Annotated in this window: 20 protein-coding genes; 7 read left to right on the top strand and 13 right to left on the bottom strand. The window is 64.4% G+C overall.

Annotation, left to right across the window (positions count from 1 at the left end):
• Nucleotides 1-57 precede the first annotated feature (57 nt).
• Nucleotides 58-1,977 (top strand): TRAP transporter permease, encoded by a 1,920-nt coding sequence (locus HOP51_RS10710; RefSeq protein WP_234273901.1) that lies wholly within the window; start codon nt 58-60, stop codon nt 1,975-1,977.
• A gap of 154 nt (nt 1,978-2,131) precedes the next feature.
• A complete protein-coding gene (locus HOP51_RS10705) occupies nt 2,132-2,905 on the top strand; it encodes an HpcH/HpaI aldolase family protein (RefSeq protein WP_234273900.1) in 774 nt (257 codons plus the stop codon).
• A 129-nt stretch (nt 2,906-3,034) separates the two neighbouring features.
• On the opposite strand, the gene leuA is transcribed toward HOP51_RS10705, so the two are convergent.
• From leuA to HOP51_RS10685, 5 genes are all read right to left on the bottom strand, one after another.
• A complete protein-coding gene (gene leuA / locus HOP51_RS10700) occupies nt 3,035-4,741 on the bottom strand; it encodes a 2-isopropylmalate synthase (RefSeq protein WP_234273899.1) in 1,707 nt (568 codons plus the stop codon).
• Between the two features lie 47 nt (nt 4,742-4,788).
• Nucleotides 4,789-4,920, bottom strand: coding sequence for a hypothetical protein (locus HOP51_RS20910; protein WP_267957699.1), 132 nt, complete (start codon nt 4,918-4,920; stop codon nt 4,789-4,791).
• 145 nt (nt 4,921-5,065) lie between these two features.
• On the bottom strand, nt 5,066-5,407 hold the full coding sequence (locus HOP51_RS10695) for a protealysin inhibitor emfourin (RefSeq protein WP_234273898.1): 342 nt from the start codon (nt 5,405-5,407) through the stop codon (nt 5,066-5,068).
• A complete protein-coding gene (locus HOP51_RS10690; protein WP_234273897.1) occupies nt 5,404-6,447 on the bottom strand; it encodes a M4 family metallopeptidase in 1,044 nt (347 codons plus the stop codon). Before HOP51_RS10690 ends, HOP51_RS10695 begins: the two co-directional genes overlap by 4 nt.
• Nucleotides 6,448-6,517: 70 nt before the next feature.
• Nucleotides 6,518-7,351 carry an ion transporter gene (locus HOP51_RS10685; RefSeq protein ID WP_234273896.1) on the bottom strand — a complete coding sequence of 278 codons (834 nt, stop codon included), beginning with the start codon at nt 7,349-7,351 and terminating at the stop codon, nt 6,518-6,520.
• Nucleotides 7,352-7,594: 243 nt separating this feature from the next.
• Here HOP51_RS10685 and HOP51_RS10680 point away from each other — a divergent pair, with 243 nt between their 5' ends.
• Entirely contained in the window at nt 7,595-8,449 is an 855-nt protein-coding gene (locus tag HOP51_RS10680; RefSeq protein WP_234273895.1) for an SDR family oxidoreductase, read from the top strand.
• A 110-nt stretch (nt 8,450-8,559) separates the two neighbouring features.
• Here the strand turns inward: HOP51_RS10680 and HOP51_RS10675 are convergent, their stop codons facing one another.
• From HOP51_RS10675 to pgi, 6 genes are all read right to left on the bottom strand, one after another.
• Nucleotides 8,560-8,817, bottom strand: coding sequence for a TIGR02647 family protein (locus HOP51_RS10675; protein ID WP_234273894.1), 258 nt, complete (start codon nt 8,815-8,817; stop codon nt 8,560-8,562).
• A 93-nt stretch (nt 8,818-8,910) separates the two neighbouring features.
• The gene (gene serB / locus HOP51_RS10670) at nt 8,911-10,131 is read right to left on the bottom strand and encodes a phosphoserine phosphatase SerB (protein ID WP_234273893.1); all 1,221 of its coding nucleotides are present in this window, start codon (nt 10,129-10,131) and stop codon (nt 8,911-8,913) included.
• Complete coding sequence (parC, locus tag HOP51_RS10665) at nt 10,128-12,380, bottom strand: DNA topoisomerase IV subunit A (RefSeq protein ID WP_234273892.1); 2,253 nt, start codon at nt 12,378-12,380, stop codon at nt 10,128-10,130. The genes serB and parC overlap by 4 nt, the downstream gene beginning before the upstream one ends.
• A gap of 7 nt (nt 12,381-12,387) precedes the next feature.
• Nucleotides 12,388-14,268 (bottom strand): DNA topoisomerase IV subunit B, encoded by a 1,881-nt coding sequence (parE, locus tag HOP51_RS10660; RefSeq protein WP_234273891.1) that lies wholly within the window; start codon nt 14,266-14,268, stop codon nt 12,388-12,390.
• 76 nt (nt 14,269-14,344) lie between these two features.
• A complete protein-coding gene (locus tag HOP51_RS10655) occupies nt 14,345-14,965 on the bottom strand; it encodes a YqiA/YcfP family alpha/beta fold hydrolase (protein WP_234273890.1) in 621 nt (206 codons plus the stop codon).
• 71 nt (nt 14,966-15,036) lie between these two features.
• On the bottom strand, nt 15,037-16,716 hold the full coding sequence (pgi, locus tag HOP51_RS10650) for a glucose-6-phosphate isomerase (RefSeq protein ID WP_234273889.1): 1,680 nt from the start codon (nt 16,714-16,716) through the stop codon (nt 15,037-15,039).
• A 221-nt stretch (nt 16,717-16,937) separates the two neighbouring features.
• Between pgi and cmoA the strand changes: the two genes are divergently transcribed.
• Nucleotides 16,938-17,681 (top strand): carboxy-S-adenosyl-L-methionine synthase CmoA, encoded by a 744-nt coding sequence (gene cmoA, locus HOP51_RS10645; RefSeq protein WP_234273888.1) that lies wholly within the window; start codon nt 16,938-16,940, stop codon nt 17,679-17,681.
• A gap of 1 nt (nt 17,682) precedes the next feature.
• Nucleotides 17,683-18,675 (top strand): tRNA 5-methoxyuridine(34)/uridine 5-oxyacetic acid(34) synthase CmoB, encoded by a 993-nt coding sequence (gene cmoB / locus HOP51_RS10640; protein WP_234273887.1) that lies wholly within the window; start codon nt 17,683-17,685, stop codon nt 18,673-18,675.
• Here cmoB and HOP51_RS10635 read toward each other — a convergent pair.
• Together HOP51_RS10635 and HOP51_RS10630 are read right to left on the bottom strand one after the other, a co-directional pair.
• Entirely contained in the window at nt 18,672-18,827 is a 156-nt protein-coding gene (locus HOP51_RS10635) for a hypothetical protein (protein ID WP_234273886.1), read from the bottom strand. The genes cmoB and HOP51_RS10635 overlap by 4 nt on opposite strands.
• Before the next feature lie 87 nt (nt 18,828-18,914).
• A complete protein-coding gene (locus HOP51_RS10630; RefSeq protein WP_234273885.1) occupies nt 18,915-19,589 on the bottom strand; it encodes a zinc metallopeptidase in 675 nt (224 codons plus the stop codon).
• Between the two features lie 173 nt (nt 19,590-19,762).
• On the opposite strand from HOP51_RS10630, the gene hemP reads away from it, so the two are divergent.
• Both hemP and HOP51_RS10620 read left to right on the top strand, forming a co-directional pair.
• Entirely contained in the window at nt 19,763-19,927 is a 165-nt protein-coding gene (gene hemP / locus HOP51_RS10625) for a hemin uptake protein HemP (protein ID WP_234273884.1), read from the top strand.
• A gap of 104 nt (nt 19,928-20,031) precedes the next feature.
• A complete protein-coding gene (locus tag HOP51_RS10620; RefSeq protein ID WP_234273883.1) occupies nt 20,032-22,026 on the top strand; it encodes a TonB-dependent receptor domain-containing protein in 1,995 nt (664 codons plus the stop codon).
• The last annotated feature ends 6 nt before the right edge of the window (nt 22,027-22,032 follow it).

Here is a 22,032-nt window from a genome sequence, read left to right as displayed (position 1 = left end):
ACTCGTCGACCTTAGCCTTCGTGGCGCCGCCGCAGATTCTCGCGGCGGCGCGTAGTCATGAATACGGCCATCAATTCCGGGGTACGTGTCTTGAAACCGTCCGATCTGCTTACCTTCCCGATGCTGTTGCGTGTTATCCAGATAGGGCTGTCCTTTACCTATGTGATCTATCTGCTCCGGCACTTCTTCAACCCGGCATCACCACTCGCTGCGGTGACGTTCCACGTTTACATGGCCGTGGCGCTGGTCTTTGCCTTCAACCCCCTTAACTGGCGTGCGGGCCCGGCTCGATGGCTGGGACGCTTGATCGACCTTGGCGCTATTGCGCTATCGGCTTCCTTCGTCTGGATCTACCACAACGAAATACGTCGACTTGAACGCCACCTCGAGATGATCGACCCCGTTTTACCACTCGACATGTTCTTGCATATAGCCGGCCTGGTTCTGATATTTGAGGCCGTGCGCCGTGCCGTGGGCTGGTCGCTCCTAACGGTGGTGCTGGCCTTCCTCGCCTATGCCTATTTCGGGGACTACTTCCCCGGTTGGATAGCATTCCCTGGCTTTACGCTGCCGACGATGACCGAACTGATCAGCATGAAAACCGACGGCATTTTCGGCGTCACGGCGACGGCAGCGATCAACTTCGTGTTCTATTTCGTCCTGTTCGGTACGGTCTTTACCTTTACCGGCGGCGGCGCGCTTTTCATCGACCTCGCCATGCGCATGACCGCCCGCTTGAAAGGCGGTGCGGCCAAGATGTCGCTGGTAGGCTCGGCGCTCTTCGGCATGGTGTCGGGTTCGGCCATCGCCAACACCACATCGACAGGCGTTCTAACTATCCCGATCATGAGGAGCTCAGGCTATTCCAAGGATCAAGCCGCCGCGACCGAGGCGATTGCTTCGACCGGCGGGCAGCTCATGCCTCCCATCATGGGCGTTGCGGCCTTTGTCATGGCGGACCTGCTGGGTACTCCCTACGGCACCATCGCAGCGGCCGCCCTGATACCGTCGGCGGCGTTCTACTTTGCCCTTTACGTCATCGTCGATCTGCGCGCCCGTCGTTTCGGCATCGGCAATGTCCCGGCTGAGCTGCTCGAGATCGCGCCCGTCATGCCCCGAGCACATCTGCTGGCCTCGCCCGTCGCCATGATTACTTGCCTGATCATCGGCTACTCCGCTCCCTATGCGGCCCTGGTGGGCACGGTAACGGCACTGGTCGTGCCATTTTTGCGCAAATCGACCCGCTATAGCCTGAGCCAGCTTTTCGACGCGATACTGGACACGGCCAAGCAAATGGCGTGGATTTCCGTCCCTCTTGCGGCCGTCGGTATCGTGATGGTCGTGGCAACGCAGTCAAACCTTGCACTAAAATTCGTAAGCCTGCTATCAGATGCGGGCACCGGACAGCTTTATCTTTCGCTGCTGATGGTCATCCTGGGCTGCATCATCATGGGCATGGGCCTGCCGACAGTGGCCGCCTATATCATCGGCTCTCTGGTATTCGTGCCCGCACTGATGGATTTGGGTGTGGATCGTTTGGCAGCCAACCTTTTCGTCCTTTACTACTGTGTTCTGTCGATGGTCACCCCACCGGTTGCCCTGTGTTCCTATGCGGCCGCCGGTATTGCCAATTCCGACGCAAACAAAACCGGTCTCCTGGCTTTTGCCTATTCGCTGGTTATCTTCCTCGTGCCCTTTGGTTTTATCAACGATCCGCACGTTCTTTGGCAGGGCACGGCGTTCCAGATCGCGGTCGGTGCGGCAGGCATGCTTCTGGCGACATTCTCATGGGCGGTTTTTCTGATGGGCTGGATGAACGGCAAGCTTTCATGGTTGGAACGTAGCGTATTCCTGGCTATCAGCCTGCTGCTGATCCTCTCGCCAACGCTCACGCTGATATGGAACACCGGCGTAGCTGCAGCCGTGGCGCTTCTACTCTGGTGCTTCACCCTACGCCCGCGTCTTGTACCGGCATGAGAGGAATGTCGTCGGCACGCTTGGCACTGCGAATGAGGGCGTGGCTAAGTCGCCTCTTTGCCTGACATGACAGCGATCCAACTGATAGTGTTACTGATCATAAGGGAGGGCGGCCAGGATAAGCCTGGGTGAACTCCGAAACGGAAGCCAATATATGAATCGTGACTTTGCCAAGCGCCTGCGTAACCGCGACAGGATCGTGGGATATTGGACGCAGATACCCGTGCCTGCCGTACAGGAGCGTGTTGCGCGCCACGGATGGGATTACGTTTGTTTCGATGCACAGCACGGATTTCACGATCCACATTCGTTATTGAACGGGCTGATGGCCGTGGATGCTGGCGCGGCACTGGGTGGCAATACCTGTGCCGGACTGGTGAGGGTGGCATCGAATGACGCTCATCTGATCGGCATGGCGCTGGATGCCGGGGCACAGGGTGTGATCGTCCCGATGGTCGAGACAGTGGAAGATGCCCGTCGCGCGGTAGCTTCCTGCCGCTATGCTCCGGCGGGCAATCGCAGCTATGGGCCAATGCGCGCAGGCCTCCGTTCAGGCCCGCGCAGTGCCGACATGAACAATGAGATTGCTTGCATCATCATGATCGAAACCGTCGCCGCCCTGGCCTGCATCGATGAGATTGCTGCCTTGGACGGTGTCGATGGCGTCTATGTCGGTCCCGCCGACCTGATGCTGGCGCTGGGCGGCAAAACCGCCGCTGATCCTGCGAAAAAGGAGGTATTTGAGAACGCACTGGCCCGCATTCATCGCTCCTGTGCCAAGGCCGGTATAGCAGCAGGCATCCACACAATGGCCGGTGAGATCGCAAACTCGCGGTTAAACGAGGGCTTCACCTTCGCCACGGTGTCGTCGGATTTGAACCACCTGGATGCATCAGCCGCTGCGCACCTGAAAGCAACACAAAGCTAATTCGCATCGTGATGGGCACCGACTCCGGTGCCACCACCCCGCGCGTCCCAAGTATTTCTGAGCACCGCGAACTCGAGTTGATAGTCGAAGCCGAGGCGGTGCCCGCGCGCTTGAGAGCATTGCCTGACTTTATGCCAGGCTAGCGGCCGTCACATTGGCTGCCACCGGTTGGGTGGAGACGTGGCGGTTGATGGCGCTCACCACCGCTTTCATTGAGGCGCTGGTGATGCTCTCGTCGGTACCGACGCCGAACACCGCCTTGCCGTCGATGCGCACCTCCACGTAGGCGATCGCCTCGGCATCGGCGCCCTGGCCGCGGGAGTGTTCGTGGTAGTCGATGATCTCCACGTCATGACCGGCCGCCGCCAGGGCCTTGATGAAGGCCGCCAGCGGGCCGTTGCCCTCGCCGCCGATGGCACGCCGCTCGCCGCGCTCCTCGATGGTCGCCTCGAGCTTCACCCGGGGGCTGTCGGGCTCGGAAGAGAGGCGATGATTGACCATGGCATAGGGTGAGGTACGCGTCAGGTACTCGTCGGCGAAGGCCTGGTAGATCATCTGCGAGGTGATCTCCTTGCCCGTACGGTCGGCCACCTCCTGCACCACTTGGCTGAACTCGATCGAGAGCCGGCGCGGCAACTCGATACCATGCTCCTGCTCGAGCAGGTAGGAGACCCCGCCCTTGCCCGACTGGCTGTTGACGCGAATCACCGCCTCGTAGCTGCGACCGACATCCATCGGGTCGATGGGCAGGTAGGGTACCTCCCACATGGCGTCCGGATTGGCGCGACGCTCGGCCATGCCCTTCTTGATCGCATCCTGATGGGAGCCGGAGAAGGCGGTGAAGACCAGATCGCCGACGTAGGGATGACGCGGGTGTACCGGCAGTTGGTTGCAGTACTCCACCTCACGCATGATCGGCGTGATGTTGGAGAAGTCGAGCCTCGGATGGACACCCTGGGTGTAGAGGTTCATGGCGAGGGTGACGATGTCGACGTTGCCGGTACGCTCGCCGTTACCGAACAGGGTGCCCTCGACACGGTCGGCGCCGGCCATCACGGTGAGCTCGGCTGCCGCCACGCCAGTGCCGCGGTCGTTGTGGGGATGCACGCTGACGATCAGACGATCGCGATGCTTCACGTTGCGACAGAACCATTCGACCTGGTCGGCGTAGTTGTTGGGCGTGGCCGCCTCCACCGTGGCCGGCAGGTTGACGATCATCGGCTTCTCGGTCGTGGCGCCATAGGCCTCCATTACCGCCTCGACCACCTCCTTGGCGAAATCCATCTCGGTGGTAGTGAAGAGTTCCGGTGAGTACTGGAAGGTCCAGTTGGTTTCCGGCGCCGCCTCCATCAGCTCGCGAATCTGCCGGGTGGCGTCCACGGCAATGCCGATGCACTCCTCCTTGCTGACATTGAACACCACGCGGCGGAACACCGGATCGGTGGCGTTGTAGACGTGCACGATGGCATTCTTGGCCCCCTTCAGCGACTCGAAGGTGCGCTCGATCAGGTGCGGCCGAGCCTGGGTCAGCACCTGGATGGTGACGTCGTCCGGCACCTTGTTCTGCTCGATCAACGCGCGCACGAAGTCGAAGTCGGTCTGCGACGCCGAGGGAAAGCCGACCTCGATCTCCTTGAAACCGATCTTCACCAGCAAGTCGAAGAAGCGCTGCTTGCGCTCCTGATCCATGGGGTCGATCAGCGCCTGGTTGCCGTCGCGCAGGTCCACGCTGCACCACTGCGGCGGCGACTCGATGCGGCGATTCGGCCACTGGCGGTCGGGCAGATCGACGGCAACGAAGGGGCGGTACTTGGCGGTGGGGTTGTCGAGCATCATGGTGGCGGTCTCCCTGGACTGGCGGCTCTGGTTCGGACAGGTGGCGTTCAGAAACGACGACGCCCCGGCTGCGTGAAGCATACCGGGGCGTCATGGCAATGGACGAAACGATCTTCGTGACCGATGACGGTCACGGTGAAACGGCGTACGTAGCGGGAAGCAATTCGGTTGGTTGACATTTCGGTACCTCGACTGACCTGGACAAAAACGCGATGCGCGACGCATCGCCCGACGCTCAAAGGCCGGCTAGTAGTCGTAGGTTCAGGCTGAGGTAGCAAAATGTCGTGTTCATGCCCTCTAGAAAATCAGCATGGCCGACGCTTGTCAAGGCCCACTGCCGTTTTCCGCTTGGATATCGGCCCGTCGCCACCACTCCAGCAGCCCCGGAGGCACCACTTCCTCGGCCACCGTCACGTTCCATATCGAAGCACCGCTGGCATCCTCCACGCGCAGGCAGAAGCGTCGCCGATCGGCACCCGGTGCTCCGCCCTGACCAGCGTTGGCTTCCGCATAGGATAACAAGCGCCACAGCTCGTCACGCTGTGCCTCGCTGCAGCGGGCACAATCAATGCAGCGTGGCCGCGCCAATCCGGGAAAGTGAGCCAATCCCCCTTCACGTTGCAGCCGAACCACGTTGTCCCGAGTCAGGTGAGGCGGCTGGCTCATGGCAGCACCCCCACGTCTCGCCAACCTTCGCGCACCGCCTCGGCTTCCGTGCTCGCCGCCCCGAAGCGCCGCTCGGCGTTGTCCAACGTCAGGCTGGCAAAGGTGACGAAGTCACTGTCCTGACGGAGCCGGGTGTCGATCAGCGTGTCGTACCAGATCCGGCCGGCCCGCTCCCAGGCATGGCCCCCCAGTGCCATGGCCACAAGATGAAAGGCCCGATTGGGAATGCCCGAATTGATGTGCACCCCGCCATGGTCCGCGTCGGTGACCACGAAAGCGTCCATGTGGCCGGGCTGTGGGTCGCGCCCCAGCAGCGGGTCGTCGTAGGCGCTCCCCGGCTTCGCCATGGAGCGCAGGGCACTGCCGGCGATCCGGTCGGTGAACAGCCCCTCGCCGATCAGCCAGTCCGCCTCGTCGGCGCTCTGTCCCAGCTCACGCTGCTTGACCAGGCTGCCGAACACGTCGCACAGCGACTCGTTCAGCGCCCCCGATTGCCCCGCGTAGGTCAGCGCGGCTTCGTGCTGGATGACCCCATGGCTCAATTCATGGGCAACGATATCCAGCGCGACGGTGAAGCGATTGAAGAGTTCGCCGTCACCATCGCCGAACACCATCTGGCGACCGTCCCAGAAGGCGTTCTCGTAATCCTGGCCATAGTGCACCGTGGCCAGCAGCGCCATGCCGTCATCGTCGATGGAGTGGCGCTCGTAGGCCTCCCAGAACAGCCGATAGGTTGCTCCCAGGCCTCGATAGGCCTCGTCGACGGCCAGGTCGCCGCTGTCGCCCTCCCCTTCGCGCCTCACCAGCGTGCCCGGCAGGGTCTGCCGCTGCTCGGCAGAATACACGTAGCGAGCCGGCTCACCGCGCCGGGCGCTACCCTGCGGCAGGGCAACGGCTCCCGCACGGGCGCGAAACCGACCGTCGACCAGCAGGGTATGCCGAGCGCATTCGCTCAGGCGGGAAGAGCCACTGCTGGCGATGCGCTCTAGCAGGTAGGGTGGTAGAAAATGCCTAGCACAGGCAGCGGGCAAGTCGGCCATCCGTTTCCTCTCCTTCGTGCCATGCGGCTCGCTCATCGAGCCCGGACACTATGAGCATAGCGGAAACACCCTACCGTTCTCGCCGCTCCAGCATCGCCTCCATGCGTGACAGCTGGTCGCGCAGCTGACGCACGTCATCGCGCAGGCCGTGCAGCTCGGCAGCCTCCCCCTCGCCACTCTCCAACTGGGCCTGGATGCTCTCCTTCTGCATCACGTCGAGCACGATGCCGATCATCATGTTGAGGAAGATGAAGGCGTTGAGAAAAATGAAGGTGAGAAAGAAGATCCAGGCGTAGGGATAGTGCTCCATGGTGGGGTAGAGCACTGCCGTGGCCCAGCTCTCGAAGGTGGCGACCTGGAACAGCGTCAGCATGGCCAGCGAGATGTTGCCCCACAGCCGCTCGTCGACGTCACTGAACAGGAAGCTGCCGATCGCCGCGTAGATGTAGAAGATGATGAACATCAGCAGCGCCACGTATCCCATCCGCGGGATCGACTTGAACAGTGCCGCGATCAGCATGCGCAGCTCGGGGATCATCGACACCAGGCGCAGCACGCGGAAGATGCGCAGCAGCCGCGCCAACAGCACCATTTCCGAGTCTTCCATGGGGATCAGGCTGGCGGTAACGATCAGGAAGTCGAAGACGTTCCAGCCCTTCTTGAAGAAGTCGAGCAGGCGCTTCTCCGCCGCCATGCGGATCAGGATCTCCACCAGGAAGAAAACCGTCACGCCCACGTCGAGCAGCAGCAGCCACTCCTGAAAGGGGCTGACTTCTTCCTCGTAGGTCTTGGCACCGATCAGCAGCGCCGAGAGCACGATGATGGCGATCACCGTGAGTTCGAAGATCTTGTTGGCACGCAGCCGCTCGAAGCGGTCGCGCCAGGTACCAAAGGAAGGGCTCATGGACATTCTCGAAAGCACGCTGTGACTATAACCCAAGCCGCTGACGGCAGCCGTATGTTCCACCTGCGGACGGCGGCGTGATGTTAGCACGAGCAAGAAGCGATGGGACGTCCCCTATCGCGGGAAACGCCAACACCAGACGTTACGACAGCGAAACCTTTATTCACGCTCCCTGCCTTGTCCAGTCGGTCGCGGCCTGCCTACCTTCAATGCATCACGTGCAAAGGAAAAGGAGTCCGGCACATGAGCGAAGAGAAGCAGCCTCCACAGGAACAATCCCACCAGCCCGGCGCCGAGTACAAGATGGACCCGCAGCCGGAGTACATTCGCCAGAGCTACCGCGGCGCCGACAAGCTCACGGACAAGGTAGCGATCATCACCGGCGGCGACAGCGGCATCGGCCGTGCCGTGGCAGTGCACTACGCCCGCGAGGGCGCCGACTGCGTCATCGTGCATCTGGAAGAGGACACCGATGCCCGCGACACCCAGCGTCTCGTCGAGGCCGAGGGGCGGCGCTGCCTGGTACTCAAGGGCGACGTGGGCGAGCCGTCGTTCTGCGACGAGATCGTCGACAGGACACTCAAGGAGTTCGGCAAGCTCAACATCGTGGTGCACAACGCCGCCGAGCAGTATGACTGGGACGACATCACCGACATTCCACCCGAGCAGTTGCAGCGCACTTTCCAGACCAATGTCTTCAGCCATTTCTATCTGACCAAGGCAGCCCTGCCCCACATGCACGAGGGCGACAGCATCATCTGCACCTCGTCGATCAATGCCTTCAAGGGTAATCCGACGCTGATCGACTATACCGCCACCAAGGGCGCGATCCAGGGCCTGGTACGCTCGCTGGCGGTACCGCTGGCCGAGAAGGGCATTCGCGTCAATTCAGTGGCCCCGGGGCCGGTGTGGACGCCGCTGATCCCGGCCAGCTTCGACGCCGAGAAGGTCGCCTCCTTCGGCGGTCAAGTGCCGATGAATCGCGCCGGGCAGCCTGCCGAGATGGGGCCAGCCTACGTCTACCTGGCCTGCGAGGAGTCTTCCTACATGAGTGGCCAGACGCTGCATCTCAATGGTGGCGTGGTACTCAATACCTGACGCAGTAGCCAATCCCTGACAGCTCACTGGAAAAGCACGGCGCCCGCCTCTCGGAGGCGGGCGCCGTCATATCGTTTCAGTTGGCCAGCAGCCTCAGGTGGGCAACGAACTCATGTCGTCAACTCCGCGGGGTCCAGCAACCCGGCGAGTTCCTGGGCGTAGTGGGCGGCCTCGCGCCCGCGTGGCGTCAGGTAGCCGCCGTCGGCCTGGGTCACCAGGCCCTTGGCATGCAGCCGCGAGGCGGCAGCGACCGCTTCCGACGCGGCATTGGAGTGCACCTTGATGCCCTCCTGGCTGGTGTCGAGGTTGTACAGGCAGAGCAGGTTCAGCTCGTCCAGCAGCTCGGCGGTGAAATGCGCTTGGGCCATGGCGTTCTCCGATGTGATCAAATCCTTCGAGACAGGCTCTTCAAGTCATCTTCGAAGGTACGCCACTTCCCACCGCTTCACCAGCGCCGCCGATCAACCCGCCCGACTGTCGTCCTCCAGATCCCCTTGACGGTAGCCCATCAGGTAGAGCACGGCATCGATGCCCAGGGTCGAGATCGACTGGCGCGCCTGGCTGCGTACCAGGGGCTTGGCACGAAAGGCGATGCCAAGCCCGGCAGTAGCGAGCATCTTGAGATCGTTGGCGCCGTCGCCCACGGCGATGGTCTGCTCCATGGCAAGCCCTTCGCGCGCGGCGATCTCGTGCAGCAGTTCGGCCTTGCGGCTGGCGTCGAGGATCGGCTCGCGCACTTCGCCGGTAACCTTGCCGTTCTCGATCACGAGTTCATTGGCGTGGATCTCATCGAAGCCGAGCTTCTCCTGCAGGTGGCGGGCGAAGTAGGTGAAGCCGCCGGAGAGAATCGCAGTACGGTAGCCCAGGCGCTTCAAGTGCTTCATCAGCCGCTCGACGCCATCCATCAGCGGCAGCTCCTCGGCGATTTCGGCCAGCACCGATTCGTCGAGCCCCTTGAGCTTGGCCATGCGCTCGCGGAAGCTCTGCTGGAAATCGAGCTCGCCGCGCATGGCCCGTTCGGTGACCGCAGCAACGTCCTCATAGACACCGTGGCGACGAGCCAATTCGTCGATCACCTCGGCCTGGATCAGGGTCGAGTCCATGTCGAAGCAGACCAGACGGCGATGGCGACGCCAGATCGAGTCCTCCTGAATGGCAATGTCGACCCCGTGCATGGCCCCCAAGGCCAGGGCCTTTTCGCGCAGGATATCGAGATCGACCTCCTCGCCGCGCAGCCAGCACTCTACACAGGCGCCGAAGGGAGGGACGCCGCCGTCCAGCGCCTCGCGACCGGAGAGGCGGTGGATCAGCTCCACGGTGAGGCCATGCTCGGCGGTGAGCGCCCCCACCTCGGCCAGGATGCCGGCGGGCAGGTGCGGTGCCAGCAGAGTCAGGATCAGCCGCGGCTCGCTGGCCTGCACGCTCCAGCGCTGGTAGTCTTCGGCGCTGACCTGGATCGCCTGCACGTCGAGTCCCAGGCTGTCGCCCGCCTCGTTGAGCGCGCTCTCCAGGTCGCTGTCGCGCTCGAGCCCGACCAGCGCTTCCAGCGAGACCATGCCGAAGGTCACGCTCTGGTTGATGTCGAGCAGCCGTGCGCCGCTGCGCGCCAGGGCCTGGCCCAGGCCGGCCAACTGGCCGGGTCGTGCCGCGCCGGTGGCGCGAATCAGCAGTCGTCGTGTCATTCCCCACTCTCCAGGCGATCCACCTTCTGCAAGCCGCGGGGCAGCTTGCTGCCGCGTCGACCGCGTTCGCCGCGATAATAGTCCAGATCGGCGTCCTTGAGGGTCAGGTGGCGCTTGCCGGCATGCACGATCAGCCCCGCCCCTGCGGACAGCAGCGCGATGTCGCGCATCAGCTCCTCACGCCGCGCGGCACGGGCTCCGGGAATGTCGATCATCTTGTTGCCCTTGCCCTTGGCCAGCTCGGGCAGTTGCTCCAACGGGAACAGCAGCAGCCGCCCCTCGTTGGAGACCGCCGCCACCCAGATGTCCTCGCCCTCGGGCACGCGTACCGGCGCCATGACCCGGCAGCCCTTGGGTACCGAGAGCACCGCCTTGCCCGACTTGTTCTTGCCGATCAGCTCCTCGAGCTTGGCCACGAAGCCGTAGCCGCCGTCGCTGGCCAGCAGGAAGCGACTCTCGGGCGGCGCGAGCATCAGTCCGGCCATATGGGCGCCGGCAACCACGTTGACCCGCCCGGTGACCGGCTCGCCCTGGCTACGGGCGCTGGGCAGGTTATGGGCGGCCAGGGTGTAGGCGCGTCCGGTATCGTCGAGCAACACCAGCGGCTGGTTGGTCTTGCCGCGGGCGGCCAGGGCGAAGCGGTCGCCCGACTTGTAGGAGAGCCCTTCCGGGTCGATGTCGTGGCCCTTGGCAGCACGAATCCAGCCCTTCTCGGAGAGCACCACGGTGATGGGATCGGCGCCCATCAGCTCGACCTCGGAGAGCGCCTTGGCTTCCTCGCGCTCGACGATGGGCGAACGACGCTCGTCGCCATGCTCGCGGGCTGCCTCACGCAGCTCTTCCTCGATCAGGTCAGTGAGCTTGGCCTCGCTGCCGAGCAGTTCCTTGAGGCGCTTGCGCTCGGCTTCGAGCGCATCCTGCTCCCCACGGATCTTCATCTCCTCGAGCTTGGCCAGGTGACGCAGACGCAGCTCGAGGATTGCCTCGGCCTGACGGTCGGAGAGGCCAAAGGCGGCCATCAGCGCGCTCTTGGGCTCGTCCTCCTCGCGGATGATGCGGATCACCTCGTCGATGTTGAGGTAGGCGACCAGCAGGCCTTCGAGGATATGCAGGCGGTCCTCGACCTTGCCCAGACGATGCTCCAGGCGCCGACGCACGGTCTTGCGCCGGAAGGCGAGCCATTCGCCGAGCATGTCGGGCAGCGGCATCACCCGCGGCCGGCCGTCGAGGCCGATCACGTTGAGATTGACGCGAATGTTCTTCTCGAGATCGGTGGTGGCGAACAGGTGCGCCATCATCGCCTCGATGTCGACACGGTTGGAGCGCGGCTCGATCACCAGCCGGGTCGGCTCCTCGTGGGTCGACTCGTCGCGCAGGTCGTCCACCATGGGTAGTTTCTTGGCCTGCATCTGGGCGGCGATCTGCTCGAGTACCTTGGAGCCACTGACCTGGTAGGGCAGCGCGGTAACTACCACCTTGCCCTCCTCCATGGTGTAGCGCGCACGCAACTTCACCGAGCCGCGACCGCTCTCGTAGAGCTTGTGCAGGTCGTCGCGGGAAGTGATGATCTCTGCCGCGGTGGGGAAGTCCGGCGCCGGCAGGTGCTGCATCAGGTCGGCGGTGGTGGCCTCGGGATGGCGCAGCAGGTGGCAGGTAGCCTCGACCACTTCGTTCACGTTGTGCGGCGGAATGTCGGTGGCCATGCCCACGGCGATGCCGGTGCCGCCGTTGAGCAGCACGTGGGGCAGGCGCGCCGGCAGCACCACCGGCTCGTTCATGGTGCCGTCGAAGTTGGGGGTCCAGTCGACGGTGCCCTGGCCCAGCTCGGCGAGCAGCACTTCGGCGAACTTGGAGAGCCGCGACTCGGTGTAGCGCATCGCCGCGAACGACTTGGGATCGTCGGGGCTACCCCAGTTGCCCTGGCCGTCCACCAGCGGGTAACGGTAGCTGAACGGCTGGGCCATCAGCACCATCGCCTCATAGCAGGCACTGTCGCCGTGAGGATGGAACTTGCCCAGCACGTCGCCGACGGTGCGCGCCGATTTCTTGTATTTGGCGCTGGCGTTCAGCGCCAGCTCGCGCATGGCGTAGACGATACGCCGCTGCACCGGCTTCATGCCATCGCCGATGTGGGGCAGCGCCCGGTCGAGGATGACGTACATCGAGTAGTCGAGGTACGCCTTCTCGGTGTATTCGCGCAGCGAGAGGCGCTCTACGTCGCCCTCCGCCACCTGGATATCCATGGTCATAAGGGGATCAGACCTCTATGTCTGCGAGGTTGCCATAATCTTCGAGCCAGCTCTTGCGGTCGGCGGCGCGCTTCTTGGCCAGCAGCATGTCCATCATCTCCATGGTGCCGTCGCCGACCTCGCGGGTAAGCTGCACCAGGCGTCGGGTCTCCACCGCCATGGTGGTCTCGCGCAGTTGCAGCGGGCTCATTTCGCCCAGGCCCTTGAAGCGCTGCACGTTGGGCGTGCCGCGCTTGCCCTCGAGGCGGCGCAGGATCGCCGCTTTCTCGCTCTCGTCGAGGGCGTAGTGCACCTCCTTGCCCAGGTCGATGCGGTAGAGCGGCGGCATGGCGACGTAGACATGACCGGCATCCACCAGCGCCGGGAAGTGGCGCACGAACAGCGCGCACAGCAGCGTGGCGATGTGCAGGCCGTCGGAGTCGGCGTCGGCGAGGATACAGATCTTGTGGTAGCGCAGTTGGGTCAGGTCATCGCTGCCCGGGTCCATGCCCACCGCCACGGCGATGTCATGGACCTCCTGGGAGCCATAGATATCGTGACTGTCGACCTCCCAGGTGTTGAGGATCTTGCCGCGCAGCGGCAGGATCGCCTGGGTCTCACGGTTGCGCGCCTGCTTGGCGCTGCCGCCGGCCGAATCGCCCTCGACCAGGAACAGCTCGCCCTGGGCTGGGTCCTGGCCGGAGCAGTCGGCCAGCTTGCCCGGCAACGCGGGGCCAGCGGTGACCTTCTTGCGCGCCACTTTCTTGGCGCTCTTCTGGCGCCGCTGGGCAGCGCTGATGACCAGCTCGGCCAGCGCCTCGGCCTGGTCGACGTGATGGTTGAGCCACAGCGAGAAGGCGTCCTTCACCACGCTGGAGACGAATGCCGCCACCGTGCGCGAGGAGAGGCGCTCCTTGGTCTGGCCGGCGAACTGCGGGTCGAGCATCTTCACCGAGAGCACGTAGGCGACACGCTCCCACAGGTCCTCCGCGGTGAGCTTGACGCCCCGCGGCAGCAGGTTGCGGTATTCGCAGAATTCGCGCAGCGCCTCGAGCAGCCCCGAGCGCAGCCCGTTGACGTGGGTACCGCCCTGTGGGGTAGGGATCAGGTTGACGTAGCTCTCCATCAGCGTCTCGCCGCCTTCGGGGAGCCACTGCACCGCCCAGTCCACCGCCTGCTCGTCATCGGCGAAGTGGCCCACCAACGGCGAGGCCGGTAGCACCTCGAAGCCATCGGTGGCCTGGGCCAGGTAGTCGCGCAGGCCGTCCTCGTACTGCCACACGCTCTCGGCGCCGTCGGTTTCCACCAGGGTGACCTTGAGCCCCGGGCACAGCACCGCCTTGGCCCGCAACAGGTGCTTGAGCCGGCCCATGGCAAGCCGGGGGCTGTCGAAGTAGGACTCGTCGGGCCAGAAGCGCACCAGGGTGCCGGTGGTGCGCTTGGCCACGCTGCCGATCTCGGCCAGCTCCGAGACCTTGTCGCCATGCTCGAAGGCCATGGCGTGGCGGGCGCCGTCGCGCATCACCTCGACCTCCAGGCGCCGCGACAGGGCGTTCACCACCGACACCCCGACGCCGTGCAGACCGCCGGAGAAGCGATAGCTGGACTGAGAGAACTTGCCGCCGGCATGCAGCCGGGTGAGGATCAGCTCGATCCCGGAGACGCCGTGCTCGGGATGGATGTCGATGGGCATGCCGCGGCCGTCGTCGGCCACTTCGATACCGCCGTCCTCCAGCAGGCGCACGGTGACTTCCCGGGCATGGCCGGCCAGCGCCTCGTCGACGCTGTTGTCGATGACTTCCTGGGCCAGGTGGTTGGGGCGGGTGGTGTCGGTGTACATGCCGGGGCGCTTGCGCACCGGATCGAGACCGGAGAGTACTTCGATTGAGCTGGCACTGTACTGTGTCATGCGTATCCCAAAGCCATTACGAATTCGATTGCGCTCCCTGCAGGTTTCCTGCCCCTTCCCTGAAAGCCCGGCCGCGTCATTGCTCCAGCACTTCGGTCACCACGCGCCCTGGTGGCAGGTAATGTCCACCATGGGCGAGCACGGCCGGCAGGTAGCTCTCCAGCATGCCGAACACATGATCGCCGCCGGGATGCAGGATGGTCCGGGCGCCGCGGTAGAGCGCGAAGGCATCCGCCGGATCGAGCGTCTCGTCGGCGGTTCCCAGCAGCAGCAGGTAGCGCTCGGGGCACACGCGCTGCGGCGTCAGTTCGACCAGTTCCTCGCGATGGGCCGTCTCGATGACGAAACGCTCGCCGGTATGCTCGTTGACGAAGACCTCGCCTACCCACTCTTCCACCAGCCGCGCCGGCCGCACCGCGGGGTTGACCAGTACCGCCGGGAGCCCACGGCGTTCGGCCAGGCAAGTGACCAGAAAGCCCCCCATGGAGCTACCGACCAGCAGCGGACGCGGCCCCAACGCCTTCAGCAACGCTTCGGCCATCTTCAGCGCGGCCGCAGGACGATGCGGCAACTGGGGCGTCTCGCAGGGCAGCGCCACCTTCGCACAGGCGGCCCGCATCAGCGCTGCCTTGGGCGAACCATAGCCACTATTGAAGCCATGCAGGTACAGCAGGCCGCTGGCGGGCAGCGGAGCCAATGACGCACTCAGCATACCGAACGAACTGTATACATTGCCAGCCCTTCCCTATCGTTCGCTACTCGCTTGCTTCAACGTTCGTTCTCCCGTTCAGCACTCCATACCGCCTCGACCAGCGCCCGGGTGGAGGCATCCATTTTCTCGTGCCCCTGCCGCTCGGCCAGGATACACTCGGTTTCGCCGGCGATCTGCTTGCCCAGCTCGACGCCCCACTGGTCGAAGGAGTTGATCCCCCAGATAGTGGCCTGGATGAACACCTTATGCTCATAGAGTGCGATCAGCGCCCCCAAGGTAGCCGGTGTCAGACGGTCAAGCAGCAGCGTAGTGGAGGGCTGATTACCGCGATAGCGCTTGTGCCCGGGACGCTCGCCCTGCTCATCGATGGCATCGTCACCCAGCATCAGCAGACGCGACTGGGCAAAACAGTTGGCCAAGGTCAGGCGGTGTTGGGCCATGAGGTGATCGCGGGTCGCCGCGTCCTCGACATCGTCGTAGCGCTTGAGCGGGGCAATGAAGTCGCAAACCACCGGTTGGGTGCCCTGATGCAGCAGCTGATAGAAGGCGTGCTGGGCGTTGGGACCGAGCTGGCCCCATAGCACCGGACAGGTGGCATAATTTACCTGGCGGCCGTCATGGGTCGCCGACTTGCCGTTGGACTCCATCTCGAGCTGCTCGAGGTAGGCGGCGAAATGTTCCAGGCGGCCGTCGTAGGGCAGGATCGAGTGGGCGCGGATGTCGAGAAAATTGACGTTCCAGATACCCGCCAGAGCCAGCAGCACCGGCAAGTTGTCGGCTAGGGGCGCCTGGGCGAAGTGCTCGTCCATGGCGTGGGCGCCGGCCAGCAGTTCGCGAAAGTTGGCCATGCCGATCACCAGCGCTATGGGCAGGCCAATGGCTCCCCATAGCGAATAGCGACCACCGACCCACTCCCAGAACAACAGTTGGTTGGTCTCGGCGATGCCCCACTCGCTCATCTTGTCGGGCTTGGCCGAAACTCCGATGAAGTGCTGGCGCATCACCATTTCTTCGTCGACACCCTGGATGCCGTCCTCGACCAGGCGCGCCATCAGCCAGTCGCGGGCGGTACGCGCGTTGGACAGGGTGTCGATGGTGGTGAAGGACTTCGATGAGATCACGAACAGCGTGGTCTCGGGATTGAAACGCTTGAGATAGTCGGCAAGCTGGGAGCCATCCATGGTCGAGGCGAAGTGCACCTCGACGTGGTGCGCATCGGTGGGCCGAAAGTCGGCCAGCGCATGGGTCACCATCAGCGGGCCGAGGTCGGAGCCCCCCACGCCCAGATTGACCACGTCATGAATCGGCCTTCCTGTGGCACCGCGCCACTGCCGGGAGTGGAATCGCTCGACCATGGTGGCCATGCGGTCCAGGGTGGCATGTACACCGGGCACCACATCCTCGCCATCGACGACCAGCGAGGCGTCTGCGGGCAGGCGCAGCGCCGTGTGCAGCGCCGGTCGATCCTCGCTGACGTTGACGTGCTCGCCACGCAGCAGCGCCTGGATTCGCTGCGACACCTCGGCCTCGCGAGCCAGGTCGAGCAGTCGCTCGAGCGTGGTGTCATTCCAGCGCTGCTTCGACAGGTCGAGGGTCAGCCCCGCTGCCCGCCGCGTGAAGGCGCGGCCGCGCGCCTGATCGGCGAACAGTTCGCGCAGGTGGGTAGGGCGCACCTCCTCGGCATGTTCTTTCAGCCGTTGCCAGGCACCGGTCTGGTCGATGGGGACATGATTCATAGCGATCCTCCTTGACGTCATGCGGGAGCCATCATTCGTTGACGGTCCCCACAAGGAAAGTCGGGCAAACGTCCTTCGCCCACAGGCTAGCCTTGTATCCGCCTGTAAATCCATAGGCCCGCGCCTCACGGGCGCTCTCTATGCCGGCAGAGCACAGCGACCGTGCAGCCAGCCGGCAGCAGGCGTAGAATACCGACCTGTTCCACGTTACCGGCCTGCTCATGAGTGACGCATCTTATCGCGACGCGATCTTTTCCACACCCCTGGACCGGGTGGCGCGCTTCTCCTTCGACGAACACGTCGTAGCCTGCTTCCCCGACATGATTCGCCGCTCGGTACCCGGCTACGGCCAGATACTGGGAATGTTGGGGCTGATCGCCGGGCGCCACCTGCGCCACGGCGCCCATGTCTACGACCTGGGGTGTTCGCTGGGGGCCGCCAGCCTGGCCCTGGCCGGCCAGCTGCCGCCTGACGCTTTTCGTCTCACTGCGGTGGACATCTCACCAGCCATGGTCGCCCGCGCCCGCGAGACACTGGCAACCGAGTGTCCCCAGCACGCCATCGAGGTCATGGAGGGGGACATTCGCTCCCTCGACTACCAGCCCTCGGGCATGGTGATTCTCAACTTTACCCTGCAGTTTCTGCCCCCCGAGGACCGCGAATCGCTGCTGGCACGCCTATACGCCGCACTGGAACCGGGCGGCGTGCTGGTGCTCTCGGAGAAGGTGATCGACCCCGACGAGCGCGACAACGCCTGGCGGGTGGAGCGCTACCACGACTTCAAGCGCGCCAATGGCTACAGCGAGCTTGAAATCAGCCAGAAGCGCACGGCGCTGGAGAACGTGCTGGTACCGGACACCCTGGATGCCCACCATGCACGCCTGGCCCGGGCCGGCTTTTCGCGCTCGCTGACCTGGTTCCAGTACCTCAACTTCGCCTCGCTGATCGCGCTCAAGGAGACCTGAAGTGGCGATTCCTCCTGAACAGCGCCCTCTTTACCGTGCTTTTATCGACCAAGGGCTGGATAGCTGGCTGGCCCGTCTGCCGGAGCAGTTGGCCCGCGGGCTCAACCGCAAGCGCTACGGCGACCTGCCGGCCTGGGAGAAGGCGGTAGCCAAGCTGCCCGCCCTGCCCGAGGCACGCGACGTCCAGTTGGACGTCGATACCGTGACGGTGGATTGCGTCCTCGACGACAGCCGGCGCCGCCAGTGCGAGAACCTGCTGAGGAAGCTCGCGCCGTGGCGCAAGGGCCCCTACCGGCTCGCCGACATTCATATCGACACCGAGTGGCGCTCCGACTGGAAGTGGCAGCGAGTCGCTCCCCACTTGACCCCGCTGACCGGTAGGCGGGTGCTCGACGTGGGCGGCGGCAGCGGCTACCACGCCTGGCGCATGGCTGGTGCCGGTGCCGCCTTCGTGCTGGTAATCGACCCCTCACCACGCTTCTATTACCAATTCCAGGCGCTGCGTCACTTCGTTGGCGATGCCGACGGCGGGCGCACCCACTTCCTGCCGGTGGGCATCGAGGACTTGCCCGAGCGGCTCGATTTCTTCGACACGGTGTTCTCCATGGGCGTGCTCTACCACCGCCCTTCTCCGCTGGAGCATCTGCTGCAGCTAAAGGATGCCCTGCGCCCCGGCGGCGAGTTGATACTCGAGACGCTGGTGGTGGAGGGTGACGAGACCACGGTGCTGCTGCCCGGCGAGCGCTACGCCGCCATGCCCAACGTCTACTTCCTGCCCTCTTCCGCGGCGTTGTGCCAGTGGCTCGAGCGCTGCGGCTTCTCCAACGTGCGGGTGGTGGACGAAGCGTTCACGTCCCTGGAGGAGCAGCGCTCAACCGAGTGGATGACCTTCCAGTCGCTGGCCGACTTCCTCGACCCGGCCGACCCCACGCGCACCCGCGAAGGCTATCCCGCGCCGCGGCGGGCGGTGGTCCTAGCCAACCGGCCCGATTAGATGCCAAACGGATAGGTATCCGGCACCTCCTCGGGCCGCCACAGCTCACCCTTGTCGAACGGTTCCACGGCGCGGGTCTCGTCGAGATGGAAAACGGCGTCGAACTGATCGGCCACCGAAGCCTTGAAGTGGTTGTGAGCCCACACCACCACCTTGCCCCGCCCGTCCTGGCGACGCAGGTGCTTGCACAGCCCAGAACTCTAGAAACCGCTCCCGCTTACGCTCAAGGTTTGGAAGGGTCAGCGTCTGAGGATGACCAGCCAGCGCCCCAGGTTCAACACACTCGCCAGGGAGGCGGCAACATAGGTGAAGGCGCAGGCGGTCAACACATGGCGGGCGCCGGGCATGTCGTAGGGAGGCACGTATTCGCGCAGCAGCGGCAGGGCGCGGTTGAAGCTGGCGTCGAACTCCACCGGCAGGGTCACCAGGTGCACCAATGCCGCGGTGCCGAAGCTGATCACCGCTGCTGCAATCACGATGGCCAGCCCCCCGGGCAGGCGGGTCAGGACGAACAGGAAGGGGGCGGCCATCATCAACAGCGCGCCGATCTTCTCGGCCCGCTGCGCCACGCCCACCATGCGCGCCCTGGCGATCAGCGGGGCATATCCCTCATGGTGCTGGATGGCGTGGCCTACCTCGTGGGCGGCCACGGTGACCGCTGTCAGCGAGCGTCCTTCGTAGTGCTCGCGGGAGAGCCGCACCCGGCGGGTCTCCGGGTCGTAATGATCGCCCTGCTCGGTCATCTCCACCTTGACCCCTTCAATGCCCAGGCGGCGCAGCAGATGATCGGCCAGTTCGGCGCCGGTACCGGGATAGTCGTCGCGCCCGCGGGAATGACGCGACAATACCCACTTGGCCCAGGCATTAGGCAACACAAAGATGGCCAGCAGCAGGGCAATGACAACGACGATCATGGCGTACGACATCTCATTCAAGCGACATGGATTGGACGTAGCGTACCCGTTTCGGGTTCATGCTGTCGCGTTGGCTCTTGACGCCAGCCATTACAAAAACAATAATTATTCGCGTTTGAAACAGCCAACCATCCAGGCCAACCACCATGTGCGCAACCTCCCCTGACCCGACCATGACGCACGCGCAGGCCGCCACGCCGCAGGAGCGCCCGGGCAAGCCCGGCATCGTCGAAAGCAGCGCGCTGCTCGACGAACAGGGCCAGTTGATCATCGAGCACCGCGGCAAGCGTTACCAATTGCGCGAAACGCGTAACGGCAAACTGATACTGACCTCATAACCCGACGACCGATCTCATAACTTCGACGAAAAGAACGCCAGCCAGGTAGCCCACGCCACCCAGCCAGCCGCTCATCGCCTGATACGACAAGGGATTTCAGGAACATGAAGCGAGCTACGAACCATACCGGCGCCCTGGCGCTACTCCTGGTGTCACCGCTGGGCCTGGCCCAGACGCCTGCCGACCCGCCCACCGCAACACCTGAGTTGGCGCCATTGGTCGTCACCGGCACACGCACCCCCACCGACACATTCTTCGCCCCGCTGATCGTCGACGTGATCGACCGGTACGACCCCACGCTTGGCACCGCCTCGCGTATCGAAGACATTCTCGCCGACCAGCCCGGCCTGCATGTTGCCGGCCAGGGGCGACGCAACGGGCAGACCCTGAGCCTGCGCGGTTTCGACAAGAACGGCGTACTGGTACGCCTCGACGGCGTGCGCCAGGACATCAACACCGGCCACCTCGGCAACTTCTTCCTCGATCCGGCACTACTGCGCGAAGTACAGATCGCCCGCGGTGCCCTGTCGAGTCTCTACGGCAGCAACGCCATGGGCGGGGTGATCAGCTTCGAAACGGTGGATGCCGAAGATCTGCTGCGTCCCGGTGAAAGCCGCGGCGCCCGGCTCTCGCTGCGCGGCGCCACCGCCAGCGACGAACTCGGTGCCACGTTGAGCCTGTTCGGCAAGCACCTCCTGGCCGACGGCAGCAGCCTTGATGGCCTGCTGGCCCTGGGCCGCAGCGAATCTGGCGACATCCGCCGCGCCGGCGGCCAGACCACGCCGGAGGATGCCAGCCTCAACAGCCTGCTGGCCAAGGGCGGCTGGCAGCTCGGCGACGATCATCGCCTGTTCGCCAGTTGGCAGCACTACGCCGAAGACGCCACCCAGCCACCCAACCCTCAACAGTTGGTGGTCGAAGGCAGCCTGCGCGACCGCGACACCACCAGCGACAACCTGCAACTGGGGCATCGCTGGACACCGGCCTCGACCACGCAAGTCGACACCCGACTGACCTTGAGCCGCCAGGATATCGCAGAGACTGCGGCGGAGCGCACCCTGGAGCGCCTGGGCATGCAGAGCGACGGCTACCATCGCCTGGAGCACGGCTGGCTGTCGCAGACGCTGGCCTTCGGCGCCGAGGCAAGCCGAGCCACTCAGCGCCCGGACGGCACGGCATCGGGCTTCCCCAAGGCGGACATCGACAATGTCGCGCTCTATCTCGACGATACCCTCACCGTCGGCCGCTATCTCGAACAGGGCGGTGCCGGCGAGTTCGACCTCGGCCTCGGCGCCCGTCACGACAGCTACCGCGCCGAGGACAGCCAAGGCCGCGAGAGCGACAGAAGCCGCCTCTCTCCGCGTCTGCGCTTGGCCTGGCGCCCCAGCGGCAATCTGATGCTCTACACCGGTTATGCCGAGGCCTTCCGCGCTCCCACCCTCTCCGAACTCTATGCCGACGAGCGCCACTTCGGCGGCTTCTGCATGAGCCCCTTCGTTTGCGTGCCCGATAACTTCTGGGTGCCCAATCCCGACTTGAAGCCGGAAACCAGCAAGAGCTGGGAAAGCGGCCTGGCCTGGCGCTTCGGCGACTGGGGTCTGCGCGCCAGCTACTTCGATACCCGCGCCGAGGATTTCATCGATACCGAAGTCGACCTCTTCGCCGGCACCACGCGGGCGGTCAACGTCAGTCGCGCACAGCTGTGGGGCTTTGATGCCCGCCTCGACTGGTCGCCTGCTGGCGCGCCTGTCACGGCCTTCCTGGGCCTGGCGGAAGTCAGCGGACACGACCGCGACAGCGGCGAACCGCTGGGCAGTTTGACCCCGCTGGAAGCGCTTACCGGCCTCGATTACCGCCTCGTCGGCCCCGACCTGACCCTGGGCTGGCGCGGCCGCTTTGCCCGTTCTTTCGACAAACGGGGCGAGGACGAGGCGCTACCCGGCTACGGCCTGCACGACGTGCAGCTCGCCTGGCAACTCTCGCCGCAGCTTTCCGCCTCGCTCAAGCTGCGCAACGTCGCCGACAAGGAGTGGTACCGCCCCGACGGCAGCCTCGGCGATGGTCGCAGCCTGCTTGCCAACGTCAGCCTGCAGTGGTGACAAGGA

Source organism: Billgrantia zhangzhouensis (assembly GCF_021404465.1).
Taxonomy (GTDB): Bacteria; Pseudomonadota; Gammaproteobacteria; order Pseudomonadales; family Halomonadaceae; genus Halomonas; species Halomonas zhangzhouensis.
This window is presented reverse-complemented; position numbering and strand designations above follow the sequence as displayed.

Bases quoted from the DNA above. Each gene is read 5' to 3' on its own strand.
- HOP51_RS10705 (WP_234273900.1), top strand. From the start codon at position 2,132: ATGAATCGTGACTTTGCCAAGCGCCTGCGTAACCGCGACAGGATCGTG.
- HOP51_RS10685 (WP_234273896.1), bottom strand. From the start codon at position 7,351: ATGAGCCCTTCCTTTGGTACCTGGCGCGACCGCTTCGAGCGGCTGCGT.
- pgi (WP_234273889.1), bottom strand. From the start codon at position 16,716: ATGAATCATGTCCCCATCGACCAGACCGGTGCCTGGCAACGGCTGAAA.
- HOP51_RS10680 (WP_234273895.1), top strand. From the start codon at position 7,595: ATGAGCGAAGAGAAGCAGCCTCCACAGGAACAATCCCACCAGCCCGGC.
- parC (WP_234273892.1), bottom strand. From the start codon at position 12,380: ATGACCATGGATATCCAGGTGGCGGAGGGCGACGTAGAGCGCCTCTCG.
- HOP51_RS10675 (WP_234273894.1), bottom strand. From the start codon at position 8,817: ATGGCCCAAGCGCATTTCACCGCCGAGCTGCTGGACGAGCTGAACCTG.
- serB (WP_234273893.1), bottom strand. From the start codon at position 10,131: ATGACACGACGACTGCTGATTCGCGCCACCGGCGCGGCACGACCCGGC.
- hemP (WP_234273884.1), top strand. From the start codon at position 19,763: ATGACGCACGCGCAGGCCGCCACGCCGCAGGAGCGCCCGGGCAAGCCC.
- HOP51_RS10690 (WP_234273897.1), bottom strand. From the start codon at position 6,447: ATGGCCGACTTGCCCGCTGCCTGTGCTAGGCATTTTCTACCACCCTAC.
- HOP51_RS10630 (WP_234273885.1), bottom strand. From the start codon at position 19,589: ATGATCGTCGTTGTCATTGCCCTGCTGCTGGCCATCTTTGTGTTGCCT.
- HOP51_RS10710 (WP_234273901.1), top strand. From the start codon at position 58: ATGAATACGGCCATCAATTCCGGGGTACGTGTCTTGAAACCGTCCGAT.
- parE (WP_234273891.1), bottom strand. From the start codon at position 14,268: ATGACACAGTACAGTGCCAGCTCAATCGAAGTACTCTCCGGTCTCGAT.
- HOP51_RS10695 (WP_234273898.1), bottom strand. From the start codon at position 5,407: ATGAGCCAGCCGCCTCACCTGACTCGGGACAACGTGGTTCGGCTGCAA.
- HOP51_RS10620 (WP_234273883.1), top strand. From the start codon at position 20,032: ATGAAGCGAGCTACGAACCATACCGGCGCCCTGGCGCTACTCCTGGTG.
- HOP51_RS20910 (WP_267957699.1), bottom strand. From the start codon at position 4,920: ATGTCAACCAACCGAATTGCTTCCCGCTACGTACGCCGTTTCACCGTG.
- cmoA (WP_234273888.1), top strand. From the start codon at position 16,938: ATGAGTGACGCATCTTATCGCGACGCGATCTTTTCCACACCCCTGGAC.
- leuA (WP_234273899.1), bottom strand. From the start codon at position 4,741: ATGATGCTCGACAACCCCACCGCCAAGTACCGCCCCTTCGTTGCCGTC.